Annotated in this window: 12 protein-coding genes; 7 read left to right on the top strand and 5 right to left on the bottom strand. The window is 36.7% G+C overall.

The genetic code is table 11. From position 1 onward, the window contains the following. Positions 1-768: DNA recombination protein RmuC (gene rmuC / locus ACIQ0D_RS01510; protein ID WP_395802412.1), on the bottom strand; the 768-nt coding region annotated here is incomplete at its 3' end. A 28-nt stretch (positions 769-796) separates the two neighbouring features. Then, positions 797-1,933: an NAD(P)/FAD-dependent oxidoreductase gene (locus ACIQ0D_RS01505; protein WP_395802410.1), complete on the bottom strand. Its 1,137-nt coding sequence runs from the start codon at positions 1,931-1,933 to the stop codon at positions 797-799. Positions 1,934-2,012: 79 nt separating this feature from the next. Between ACIQ0D_RS01505 and ACIQ0D_RS01500 the strand changes: the two genes are divergently transcribed. Further along, positions 2,013-2,702: a zinc metallopeptidase gene (locus ACIQ0D_RS01500; protein ID WP_291399693.1), complete on the top strand. Its 690-nt coding sequence runs from the start codon at positions 2,013-2,015 to the stop codon at positions 2,700-2,702. Positions 2,703-2,769: 67 nt separating this feature from the next. Here the strand turns inward: ACIQ0D_RS01500 and apaG are convergent, their stop codons facing one another. Then, positions 2,770-3,156: a Co2+/Mg2+ efflux protein ApaG gene (gene apaG / locus ACIQ0D_RS01495; RefSeq protein WP_395802414.1), complete on the bottom strand. Its 387-nt coding sequence runs from the start codon at positions 3,154-3,156 to the stop codon at positions 2,770-2,772. Between the two features lie 26 nt (positions 3,157-3,182). Next, entirely contained in the window at positions 3,183-4,175 is a 993-nt protein-coding gene (gene dusB, locus ACIQ0D_RS01490; RefSeq protein WP_395802408.1) for a tRNA dihydrouridine synthase DusB, read from the bottom strand. 77 nt (positions 4,176-4,252) lie between these two features. Between dusB and ACIQ0D_RS01485 the strand changes: the two genes are divergently transcribed. Genes ACIQ0D_RS01485 through ACIQ0D_RS01470 form a run of 4 tightly spaced genes read left to right on the top strand, consistent with a single transcriptional unit; the run spans position 4,253 to position 7,286 of the window. After that, complete coding sequence (locus ACIQ0D_RS01485) at positions 4,253-5,194, top strand: lysostaphin resistance A-like protein (RefSeq protein WP_395802406.1); 942 nt, start codon at positions 4,253-4,255, stop codon at positions 5,192-5,194. After that, positions 5,175-5,378, top strand: a complete 204-nt coding sequence (locus tag ACIQ0D_RS01480; protein WP_395802404.1) for a putative signal transducing protein — start codon at positions 5,175-5,177, stop codon at positions 5,376-5,378. The genes ACIQ0D_RS01485 and ACIQ0D_RS01480 overlap by 20 nt, the downstream gene beginning before the upstream one ends. Further along, a complete protein-coding gene (locus ACIQ0D_RS01475; protein WP_395802402.1) occupies positions 5,379-6,182 on the top strand; it encodes a phosphatidate cytidylyltransferase in 804 nt (267 codons plus the stop codon). Between the two features lie 48 nt (positions 6,183-6,230). Continuing rightward, the gene (locus ACIQ0D_RS01470) at positions 6,231-7,286 is read left to right on the top strand and encodes an energy transducer TonB (RefSeq protein WP_395802400.1); all 1,056 of its coding nucleotides are present in this window, start codon (positions 6,231-6,233) and stop codon (positions 7,284-7,286) included. On the opposite strand, the gene mfd is transcribed toward ACIQ0D_RS01470, so the two are convergent. Next, a complete protein-coding gene (mfd, locus tag ACIQ0D_RS01465) occupies positions 7,279-10,638 on the bottom strand; it encodes a transcription-repair coupling factor (protein ID WP_395802398.1) in 3,360 nt (1,119 codons plus the stop codon). The two genes, ACIQ0D_RS01470 and mfd, sit on opposite strands and share 8 nt — an antisense overlap. 119 nt (positions 10,639-10,757) lie before the next feature. Between mfd and ACIQ0D_RS01460 the strand changes: the two genes are divergently transcribed. Together ACIQ0D_RS01460 and ACIQ0D_RS01455 are read left to right on the top strand one after the other, a co-directional pair. Then, positions 10,758-11,855: a Nif3-like dinuclear metal center hexameric protein gene (locus ACIQ0D_RS01460; protein ID WP_395802396.1), complete on the top strand. Its 1,098-nt coding sequence runs from the start codon at positions 10,758-10,760 to the stop codon at positions 11,853-11,855. After that, positions 11,855-12,601 (top strand): zinc ribbon domain-containing protein, encoded by a 747-nt coding sequence (locus tag ACIQ0D_RS01455; protein WP_291399711.1) that lies wholly within the window; start codon positions 11,855-11,857, stop codon positions 12,599-12,601. The genes ACIQ0D_RS01460 and ACIQ0D_RS01455 overlap by 1 nt, the downstream gene beginning before the upstream one ends. Positions 12,602-12,634: the final 33 nt, after the last annotated feature.

Here is a 12,634-nt window from a genome sequence, read left to right as displayed (position 1 = left end):
ATAGGCAATTAATGAAACTTTTGCGTCGATAATGAGGTGTTTATCATCAGGAAGATCAATAATTACATCCGGCTGGAAGTTTTGTCCTTCAGAAGACTGATGTGTAGCTTGTGTTCTATATTCGCGATCCTTCACCAAACCAGATCTTTCTAAAACCCTTTCCAAAATCATCTCACCCCAATTCCCCTGCTTTTTATTATCGCCCTTTAGGGCATTGGTGAGGTTTTTAGTCTCTAGATTCATGAGATTCGATTGCTCAATCAATTGATTGATATGTCCTTTTAACATATTTCTTTCATCCGACTCCGCTTTGTAAACCTTCTCCACTTTTTCTTCAAAAGCTTTAATATTCTCCTTGAAAGGGTTTAAAATAATATCTAAATTTTGGCGATTTTCTTCGGTGAACTTTTTAGTTTTTTCATCTAAAATTCGGTTTGCAATTAGCTCAAAATCTTTATTAAATTTCTCCTGATTATTTCTAATTTCCTCCTTCTGTTCATCAATTTTCTCTTGTTGCGATTTTAAGTAGGCACGTGAACTTTCCAAAGATTGTAAGACTTCGGAAAGTTTTTTCCTTTCAGACTCTAATTCAAATTTTAAGTTTGATAATTCGGTTTTTAGGTTTTCACCCCTTTCTTCGGCTCTAGCTTTGGCAATCTTTAATTCATCAAGTTCGGCCATATTTATTCCCATAGCTTTGGGCTTAGTTCGATAAAAGATAAAAGCTATGATAATAATTAAACCGGCAATTAACGCGTAAATATCCATGTATAAGATTTTTTATAAAAATAATTAATTAAATATCGATTAGCTCAGCAACCTGTTCTCCAAGTAGGCTCCCCATAGCAACACCCATTCCGTTACAGCGCACCGCACAGAAAATTCCAGACTTCAATTCCTTTACAATTGGCTTTAATTCACTTCCAAATCCCATTATCCCACTCCATCGTGATTCAATTTTCACCTTTTGATTTGGAAGAATTACCTCTTCTAATAATTTTTCCAAAGCATTTTGTATGGTGTTTGTAATACCCATATTATAAGTTTCTTCCCCTTCAAAATCAAGGTCTCTAGCGCCTCCTAAAAGTACCCGATTATCTATATTTCTGAAATAGGTAAATCCACGATTATAATGAAAACAACCCTTAATTTTAAGATTTTTTATTTCTTCACTAATCAAAACCTGGCCCCTTCCTGGTTTAACATCCACCTCAGGAAATAAATCTTTAATAAAAGCATTGCTTGCTAGAATCACCTTGCGTGTTAAAAACCTTCCTTGATTGCTTATAAGTATTTTCTCTTTCGTATCATATTCAATTTTTTCTACTCGGCAATTATTGAAAATACTGATACCCATCCCTTGAACTTTTGAGAGCAATGCATGCATCATCTTACCAGTATCTATTTGACCTTCATTCTTGTTTTTTATAAGATGCGTACTATTTGCAAATCCAAAACTTGCTATTTCATGATTATTAACTGCAAAAATGTCAGTAGTTCCTATAATGGGACTAAGAATTTTATTTAAATAGGGTATATTTTCTATGCATGAATTTGCTAGTTCTGCCTCATTGTTTCTGAACAACTCATACCCACCAAACTGATTAAAGCATATTGCTTTGTCGCCTAGATTTTTTCTCAATTTCTGCAAGCCAATCCAGCGCATTTCTACGAGCTTTAGTAGCTCATCTTCGCCCGAGGAGTTTAGCTCATCAATTAGCTCCGAAACACTTCCAAAACAAGCAAAACCCGCATTTTTGGTACTCGCACCTGAGGGTAAAAAACCAGACTCAAGGATACCTATTTTTAATTTCTGATTCTTGGATTTCAAATTCAGAGCAGCGCTAAGTCCCACAATCCCACTTCCAATAATTAGCACATCAAAACCCTTAAAAAATGCCCCTTGTTCCCAATAAGAAAAAGTATTTTCCATATATTTTTAAAGATAAAATATTTGTGATTATTTTTATTCGGAATAATTTTTGACAGATATTTATTAAAAAACAGAAACGATGGGAATAATTTTAATGATAGTCATTGCTGTGGTAAGTTTTGCAGTTCAATGGCGTTTCAAAAGTAAATTTAAGCAATACACCGAAATGCCTTTATTATCGGGTATGAGTGGTAAGGATATCGCAGATAAAATGTTAAAGGATAATGGTGTTTTTGATGTACAGATTATTTCTGTGGAAGGTCAATTAACCGATCACTATAATCCAGCAGATCGAACAGTAAATTTGAGTCCGGAGGTTTACCATGGCAGAAGCGTTGCAGCAGCAGCAGTAGCCGCTCACGAATGTGGACACGCTGTTCAGCATGCGAAGGCTTATAGCTGGTTAAAGTTTAGATCTGCTGTTGTGCCTGCAGTAAATGTGGCTTCAAAAATTACGCAGTGGGCATTAATGATTGGCGTAATGCTTCTAATGTTCTCAGGAAATATTACCGTTCTTGCCATTGGTGTTGTGGCTTTAGCAGTAGTTACCCTATTTGCTTTTATCACTTTGCCGGTGGAGTTTGATGCAAGTAATCGCGCATTAGCTTGGCTGCAAACTAATCGCGGAATTATGCAAACCGAGATGGAAAACGATCAAGCTAAAGATGCATTATGGTGGGCAGCAATGACCTATGTAGTTGCGGCTTTAAGTTCATTAGCTACTTTAGTTTATTATGCGAGCATGTTGATGGGAAGAAGAGAAGAGTAATTTGCTCTAAAATAAAAAGCCCCGAATGGATGAAAAATCTATTCGGGGCTTTTTTATGGGAAAAATTCTAATTCAATTTATAAAGTGCTATTAATTGAAATTCGGGGATTTTAACTTGAAATTTTTGTCCGTCAACTACTCTAAGCATCTCATAAGAACCCTTCATGGTTCCAATATCAGTTTTTAAATTACATCCTGAAACATATTCGTGGTTTTCTCCAGGTTCAATAATGGGCTGTTGTCCAACAACACCCTCTCCTTCTACCTGGCGTTTTGTGCCATTGGAATCAAATATGATCCATTTACGACTCATTAATTGCACCGTGTAGTCACCCATGTTTTCAATTTTCACACGATATGCAAACATGAAATGTTCATTAACCGGATTTGAATATTCCGGCTGGTAAATAGTTTCTACCGACACTTTAACACCTTCAGTAATCTTGGTTACCATCATCTTATTTTTTATAAACGATAAAATTAAACCGCCTCAGTCTGAAAACGCTCATTAATCTCTTCCAGAACAGAATAAATATCATCAATATTCTCGAGAGAAACCAACTTCATTCGATATTCTTTAAAATCAGGAATTCCCTTAAAATAATTGGCATAGTGCCTTCTCATCTCAAAAATACCGGTTTTATTACCCTTCCAAGCAATTGATTTATCAAGGTGTGTTTTGCAAACATCTACTCTTTCTGCAATGGTTGGTTCTGCTAAATATTCGCCTGTTTTAAAAAAATGCTTTATTTCTCTAAAAATCCATGGGTAACCAATGGCAGCTCTGCCAATCATGATGCCATCAATTTCATATTCCATGCGCCAATCGGCAGCTTTTTGAATTGAATTTACATCACCGTTGCCAAAAATTGGAATTTTTATTCTCGGGTTTCTCTTAATTTCACGTATTAAAGTCCAGTCGGCCTCTCCTTTATACATCTGAGCGCGTGTACGACCATGTATCGTTAGTGCCTGAATACCAACATCTTGCAATCGTTCGGCAACTTCACGAATATTTTTGGTATTGTCGTCCCAACCGAGTCTTGTTTTAACCGTAACTGGTAGATGCGTTGCATCCACAACTGCCTTGGTCATTAAAACCATTCGGTCGATATCTTGGAGTAAACTTGCTCCAGCACCACGGCAGGCCACATTTTTCACTGGGCAGCCATAATTTATATCAATTAAATCGGGTTGGGCTAAGGTAGCAATACGTGTTGCTTCGCTCATGCTTTCAATTTCACTCCCAAAAATCTGTATTCCGATGGGACGTTCATATTCGAAAATATCGAGTTTTGCGCGACTCTTTGCTGCATCACGAATTAGTCCCTCGGAAGAGATAAACTCGGTGTACATCATATCAGCACCATTTTGTTTACAAACAAAACGGAATGGGGGGTCACTTACATCCTCCATTGGAGCGAGTAAAAGTGGAAATTCCCCTAAATCTATATTTCCTATCTTTACAGACATTAGCTATCTTTCAAACTTGTATTTTTACATGATTTTATTAGGTCATGTAAATGCAAAATTACAAATAAATTATTAGCATGTTTAAATCAGGGTCAGAAGAGCGTCATCCTTTAGGGTCATTGCTTATATTATTTTTATTGTTTCTAGGCTGTGCAATTGTTTTTAGCATTTTAGCCCTTATTATTTCCATTGCAGTTTACGGAGTAGATTCTATTACTCAAGGAGCTATTAATGGGTCCTTTTCGCTTGAAATCCTTAGAATTATTCAAATTTTCTCTTCTTTTGGGATGTTTGTAGTGGCTTCAATCATTTTTGCAAAGACTGAAAGTAAGAACTGGATTGGGTTTTTGAGCTTTAAAAAGGTTAATCCCCTTTTGTTTGTTTTAACCATAGCAATTATGTTTAGCATGAGTCCCTTGATGGAATTCATCAATGAAACAAATAAAAACATGGTTTTACCGGAAGCATTGAAGGAAGTTGAGGCTTGGATGCGGCTTAAAGAGGCGGAAATGACTCAAATGACCAAACAATTTCTTGTGATGGACTCTTTTAATCTTTTGCTTCTCAATGTTTTAATGCTGGCTATTATTCCTGCTTTGGGCGAAGAATTGGTATTTAGAGCAAGTTTGCAAAAGATTTTGGGTCGCTGGACAGGTAATTATCATTTAGCAATTTGGTTAAGCGCAATAATATTTAGCGGCATTCATTTTCAATTTTATGGCTTCTTTCCACGCATGTTTTTAGGAGCTTTGTTTGGCTATTTATTGGTTTGGAGTGGCAGTATTTGGCTTCCCATTTTGGCTCATTTTTTAAATAATGCAGTGGCTACGGTGGGTGCTTATGTTTTACAGCTAGAAGGTAAATCAATTGATCAGGCATTTGAACCTGACCCTGTGAATGTGCCTGTTTTAATTGCAAGTACAGTCGCTTTTGTGGGTCTTTTGTGGTATTTTCATAACTACACAGTTAAAATAAGTGAAAACAAAATAGAATTATCGGATGGAAGCAGATTGGATTAAGGTTTACACCTCAGCAGATTTTTTTAAATCAGAATTGGTTCGGCAGGTATTAATTGATCATGAAATTGATGCCATAATTATCAACAAACAGGGTTTCCCATATCGTATTGGCGAGGTGGAGGTTTATATTCATGAGAGTAATTTGGCAAATGCAAAGAGCATCATCACAGAAAACGAATTGTAAATGAAAACAAGGGCAATTACGGGTTTTATTTTTGCGGCAGTGGTTTTAGGATTGGTTTTGGTGGATGCCAATACCTTTACGCTATTTTTTATTCTGATTTCAATTCTGTGTACACTTGAATTTTATAAACTGGTTAAAACGGATGAGGTAAGGCCTAATTTAAGCACAGGATTATTGTTTTTAATTAGCATAATCATTCCCTTAATAGCACATTTTTTAGCTAATCAAGACTTTAAATATTTAGTTTTTTGTATTCCTTTTGGGATTTTACTGATTGTTTCAGAATTATATAAACACCATAAAAACCCATTTCATAATATTGCTTACACGCTTTTCGGCCTTGTTTATGCGGCCATTCCATTCTGTTTTTTCTATGCTATGGCTTTTCGCGATGGGCAGTATTCCTTTCATTATCCATTGGCATTTTTATTGATGCTCTGGTCGAGTGATACTGGAGCCTATATTTTTGGCGTTCAATTTGGGAAACACCGCCTTTTTGAAAGGCATTCGCCTAAAAAGAGTTGGGAGGGTTTTGTGGGTGGATTAATTTGTAGCGCATTGGCAGCTTATGTTTTGAGTCTTTATTTTACTGAACTTTCGCTTATTCATTGGTTAGTTATTGCCTCAATTATTGCTGTTACCGGCACTCTAGGCGATTTATCCGAATCTATGCTGAAGCGTAGCCTCTCAACTAAAGATTCTGGTACTTTTTTACCGGGCCATGGTGGATTTTTAGATCGTTTTGACGGTTTGTTGATTGCCGCCCCCTTGGTTTATTTTTATTTACAATTAATTAGTCTGTAAGATTTTAAAATTGGAACGGTTTTTAATCTAAAACCCTGAAATAAATTTATGGAGAACACACCGCATTATTCTGGATCTGAAATAGAACCCAAACCCGATCGTTCCTTATGGTACATGGTTATTGGTTTGGGTCTTATCATTTTAATCATGGGCTACCTAACCTTTTATGTGGACGATGCGACTAGCATTTTTTCTTCAAAAAAGAACGATAATGTGGCCGAGCTTGTAGCCAACTCGGATGTTTTGAATGATAATTTGGCTATGAATGATGAAGAGGTAAGAAGCTCCCTCATTAAGTTTATTGAGGTTTTTTATAATGATCAGAAAAAGGGGTATTTTGACCCACCAAGTTATTTTCCTCCGATTACTCAAACCTATTATAACTTCCATAATCTTACCTATCAACGAATTAAGGAAATTCATTGGAAGCGTTTAGCCGACATGAAGAATTTCGATCTAACCTGGGATGTTTTCTCTCTTGATTTTGAACGAAACGGTAATGAAATTATAGCAAATTACTTAACTCGTGTTAGTTATTTTCAACCCTCACGTAATTTAGATGTTAGTGCTGATATTCGTTATGAAATGATCATTAATGAGGAGGGTAAAATTAGCTCATTGAGGGAAACCGAAATATTGAATTTGGTGGAGTCGCCACGTTCTTATCAAGCCGATACAAGTTCTTTGGGGGATGGCAATAATGTTTATGAAAACAAAGTAAGTGCTAAGGATGTTCAATCCACCCCAGAATCACAAAAAGTAGAAGCATTGGATGATGCTAAGCTTTACGATTCAGGAAATGTGGAGTCTGTTCCAGAGTATCGCGGCGGACAAAAAGCTTTGGCCATGTTTTTGGCCTCAAGATTAAAGTACCCAGCAAAAGCTAGAGAAAATAAAATAAAGGGAAAGGTTTATGTTGGATTTGTAATTGAAAAAAACGGCAGCTTAAGCGATTTTAAAGTAATTCGAGGAATCGGAGCTGGCTGTGACGAAGAGGCTATACGCGTCCTTAAATTAAGCCCCAATTGGAAACCAGGTTATGTAAAGGGTTATCCTGTCAGAACTACTTATATTCTCCCAGTTACTTTTCAGTTGGCTAATTAGAATTTATGGGATTTATTACTATTTCTTGAAGCATTTCAATAGCAATATCTAAGGTATTTACATGTTCAATAGCAAGCCTAAGAGTGTTTTTAACCTCCTTTAAATTGCTGATTCTTGGATGTGCCTCTAGAAATGATAACACACGTCCAAATTGTTCGGTTTCGTAATACGCGGATTGCTTATTACTTATAAAGTACCCCCTTAAAACACCTTTTTTAAGAGATATTTTCTCAAACCCAATCATTTTACCTAGATATTGAAGTCGCCAGGTATTAATTAATTCAATTACCTGCTGCGGCACCGGTCCGAAGCGATCTGCCAATTTTTGTCGGAAGGCATCTAAAGCTAATTCATCCTCAATATTAGATAACTCAGTGTATAAATTATAGCGTTCGGCAATATTGGTGACATATTCGTCAGGGATCATTACCTCTAAATCAGTATCCACATGAGTAAAAGAGATAAAGGGACGAGGTTTTTCATCACTAAATAGATTTTTAAACTCATCTTCTTTCAATTCCTGAATGGCTTCATCGAGGATTTTATGATACATCTCAAATCCAATTTCGGCAATAAATCCACTTTGTTCGGCTCCAAGAAGATTTCCACTTCCACGGATATCTAAATCGCGCATAGCTACATTAAATCCACTACCTAAATCCGAAAATTCCTCAATGGCACTTAGCCTTTTACGCGCTTCATTGGTTAGGGTGGAAAGTGGCGGACTCAATAAATAGCAGAAGGCTTTCTTGTTTGAACGACCAACACGACCGCGCATCTGATGCAAATCACTCAAGCCAAACATGTGTGCATGATTGATTAAAATGGTGTTCGCATTAGCGATATCTAAACCTGCCTCAATAATTGTTGTTGCTACCAAAACGTCGTATTCTCCACCAACAAACTTGAGCATTACATCCTCCAAAGCGTCCCCCTCTAGCTGACCGTGTGCAATTCCTATCCTAGCTTTTGGGACCAATGTATTTATTAATCCGCCCAATTGCATTAAATCTTGCACCCGGTTATGAATGAAAAATATTTGTCCCCCACGATCAATCTCAAATTCCACAGCCTCCTTTATCAACTTTTCATTAAAGACATGAAGCTCGGTTACTACGGGCTGTCTGTTTGGAGGTGGAGTACTGATAATACTTAAGTCGCGAGCCCCCATTAATGAAAAATGAAGTGTTCTTGGTATGGGTGTTGCTGTTAAAGTTAAGGTGTCTACGTTGGCCCTAAATTGCTTTAACTTTTCCTTTACTCCAACTCCAAACTTTTGCTCTTCATCAATTATCAGAAGACCTAAATCTTTGAACTTCACATCCTTACTAACAATACGGTGAGTACCAATGATAATATCCACTTTTCCTTCGGCAAGCTTTTCTAGTGTCTCTTTAATTTGCTTTGCCGATTTAAAGCGATTGATATAATCAATATTGCAAGGAAAATCTTTTAGGCGGGCGGTGAAAGTTTTAAAGTGCTGTAATGCTAAAATGGTGGTCGGGACAAGAATAGCAACCTGTTTACTATCGGTAACGGCTTTGAATGCTGCACGAATTGCGATTTCGGTTTTTCCGAAGCCTACATCACCACACACTAATCGATCCATAGGATGCGGCGATTCCATATCTTTTTTTACATCAGCCGTTGCTTTTACCTGATCGGGAGTATCTTCATAAATAAAAGATGCCTCCAATTCTGTTTGTAGGTAAGTATCTGGTAAAAAAGCTGTTCCGGATTGCGATTTCCTTAAAGCATAAAGCTTAATTAAATCGCGGGCAATATCTTTAACTTTTTTTTTCGTCGTCTTTTTTAACTTCTCCCAGGTATCTGTTCCAAGTTTATTCATTTTGGGAACCGTTCCCTCTTTCCCCGAATATTTTGAAATTCGATTAAGTGAGTTAATATTCACATAGAGGAGGTCGTTGTCGGCATAAACCAAACGTATCATTTCCTGCGAGCGGCCATTTACATCTACCTTTTCTAAACCAGCATATTTTCCAATCCCATGATCAATATGTGTGATAAAATCCCCTGGTTTTAGGTCGCGAAGCTCTTTTAGGGTAATTGCTTGACTACGAATGTAACCCTTTTTTAACTTGTACTTATAATAGCGATCAAAGATTTGATGATCGGTATAACAAGCTAGCTTTTGTCCGTGATCAATAAAACCTTCCCTCAATGAAAGGTGGATAGGCTTAAATTGAATTCCAGCTTTTAGGTCTTCAAAAATGCTGTATAAACGTTCAATCTGCTTGGTAGAATCCGTAAAGATTAGGTTTTCGGTGCCTATCTTTTCGTTTTCTTTGAAGTTGTGAATCAGCAGGTTAAAATCCTTATTGAAAGAAGGTTGAGGCTTGGTATCGAAAACAATTGTCTCGTCGGCACTATAAAAAAACTGCTTTCCAAACTCAATCACATCGAAATCATTGAGCTGATCGGCAAGCATTTTTTGATCAGTAAAATTGAATTTAGGATCAATCCATTGCGGATTTTGCTTTTTATCCTCTGCTGGCAATGCTTTCCAAAACTCTACCGCTTTTTTGAAGCCGGTTTTGATCACATCTAAGGTAAATTCTACATCCTTAAACCAAATCATGCTATCCTGATCGATATATTCTAGCAGTGAAATATTGTGGTCGGTTAAAAATTTGGATTGAACATTTGGGACAATGGTAATGCTTTTTACCTGTTCTACGGATAATTGATTTTCAATTTCGAAAGTTCGTATGCTTTCGATAAAGTCTGCAAAAAACTCAATTCTATAGGGTAAATCATGAGAAAATGAAAAGATGTCTACAATGCCCCCCCGGACAGAAAACTGACCAGGTTCATAAACAAAGTCAACGCGATCAAAATCATATTCAATTAAAAACTCATTGATAAATTCGATGCTTAACTTATTTCCAACAGCAATTTCTAATGTGTTTTTTTCAAGAGCCTGACGGTCAATTACCTTTTCAGCCAAAGCTTCAGGATAAGTAACGATAATTTTTCCGTATTCGCTAGCATGATTTAATTCGTTTAAAACCTCCGCACGCTGTAGTACATTACTACTATCTACTTGTGTAAATTCAAACGATTTTCTAAAAGAAGATGGGAAAAATAAAACCTCTTTTTCGAGCAGGTTTTCAAGGTCACTTAAAAAATAGGCGGCTTCTTCACGTTCGGGAAGAACAAAAACCATGTGACGATGTAATAAAAAGTACGTAGCAATAGCAATGATCGAATCACTTGATCCGACTAAACCCTTTAAATGAACCCGTTTTTTCCTACCTTTATTAAGGGCTTCTGCCAGAATGGCAATGCGGGGGTCCGATTTATACTGAATTAAAATATCCCGAATGTTCACGCCCTGATTTTCAATACAAATATAGGAATTAGACGTGATATTTATGAATGAACAAATCCCGGTTTAAACAAGCCCAATTAGAATTTGGCACTGGTTAAACTTATAGATTATCTTTGATCATGAAATTAAGAGAAATAACCACCTTTCTTGAAGAAATTGCACCCCTAGCATATCAGGAAGATTACGATAATTCAGGTTTAATTGTAGGGAATTCTGAGATGGAAATTTCTGGTGCCCTCATTTCCCTTGACTGTATAGAATCCGTTGTAGATGAGGCAATTGAGCTTGGATTCAATTTGATTATATCTCATCATCCAATAGTTTTTAAGGGACTAAAAAAGTTTAATGGTGCTAGTTATGTGGAACGTGTGGTGATGAAGGCTATTAAGCATGATATTGCCATTTACGCGATCCATACCAATTTAGATCATGTAATTACTGGTGTAAATAAGAAAATTTGTGATAAACTTGGCATCCAGAAAGCAACTATTTTAAGTCCCAAAAGTGATATATTAAAGCAATTAGTAACTTTTTGTCCGACAGAATACGCAGATAAGATTCGTATAGCCCTGTTTGATGCAGGTGCTGGATCAATCGGCAATTATTCGGAGTGCAGCTTTAATTTAGAGGGAATGGGTACCTTTAAACCAGAGGAAGGTGCGGGCCCATTTAGCGGAGAAATAGGCATACAAAGTCAGGTTGCTGAGACTAGAATAGAAGTCATTTATCCCACCTCTTTGGAAGCAAAAATTGTACATTCTTTACATCAAGCACATCCATATGAGGTGGTTGCATATTCAACTTACCCCCTTAGTAATCAATATCAAGAGGTTGGGGCAGGCATGATTGGCGATTTAGATCGTGATTGGGATGAGCTTGAATTTTTAAAATTTATAAAAGAAAAATTGGGTGCAAAGCTAATACGTCACACGAATTTTAGATCAAAAAAAATTCGGAAAGTTGCGGTTTGCGGCGGTTCAGGAAGCTTTCTTTTAAAGAATGCTATACGTGCGGGTGCCGATATATTTATTACAGCAGATTATAAATATCATGAGTTTTTTGATGCGGAAGCAAAACTTATTATTGCCGATGTGGGACATTTTGAAAGTGAGCAGTTTACACAGGAATTATTGTTGGAATTAATTAAAGAAAAATTTAGTAACTTTGCCCTCCGTTTAACGTTACAGAACACAAACCCCATAAATTATTTGATTTAATGGAACAATCAGTAGAAGATAAATTAAAAGCATTATTCGAACTTCAGACCCTTCATACGCAGATCGATAAGATCCGCCAGACAAGAGGTGAACTCCCAATGGAAGTTTCAGACCTTGAAGATGAGGTTGCAGGTCTAGAAACCCGAATTCAGAAAATAAAGTCTGAGCTTGATGAGCTTGAAGATTCAATCGTTACCCGCAAGAACATGATTAAAGATGCTCTTGCCGCTACGAAGAAGTATGAAACCCAACTTGCCGATGTAAAAAACAACCGTGAATACGATGCAATTTCTAAGGAAATTGAAATTCAAGGTTTGGAAATCCAGGTTTCTGAGAAAAAAATTAAAGAGTTTTCATTCGACATTCAGAACAAAACTGGAGTGTATGAAAAAGCATTAGAAGTTATTACAGAACGTAAAAAAGATCTTGAGCTTAAGAAAGCTGAGTTAGAAACCATTACTGCTGAAACTGAAAAGGAAGAAGCTAGTATTCTTGCTAAAGCCGAAGAAGCTGAAAAACACATTGAAGAGCGCCTATTAATTGCTTATCACCGTTTACGCAAAAATGCTAAAAACGGACTGGCAGTTGTAACCATCAAGCGTGATTCTTGTGCAGGATGTTTCAACCAGATTCCACCACAAAGACAATTAGATATCCGTCAACGTAAGCGTATTATTGTTTGCGAGCATTGCGGAAGAATTGTTGTTGATGAGGGTTTTGCTGGAGAAGAAGCAGGAACAATTTAAGGATTATAATCTTTGAAAGCGATCAGGTTTCCT

Source organism: Daejeonella sp. (assembly GCF_044342615.1).
GTDB lineage: Bacteria > Bacteroidota > Bacteroidia > Sphingobacteriales > Sphingobacteriaceae > Daejeonella.
The sequence above is the reverse complement of the archived record's forward strand: the minus strand, read 5'-3'. Positions and strand labels throughout refer to the sequence as shown.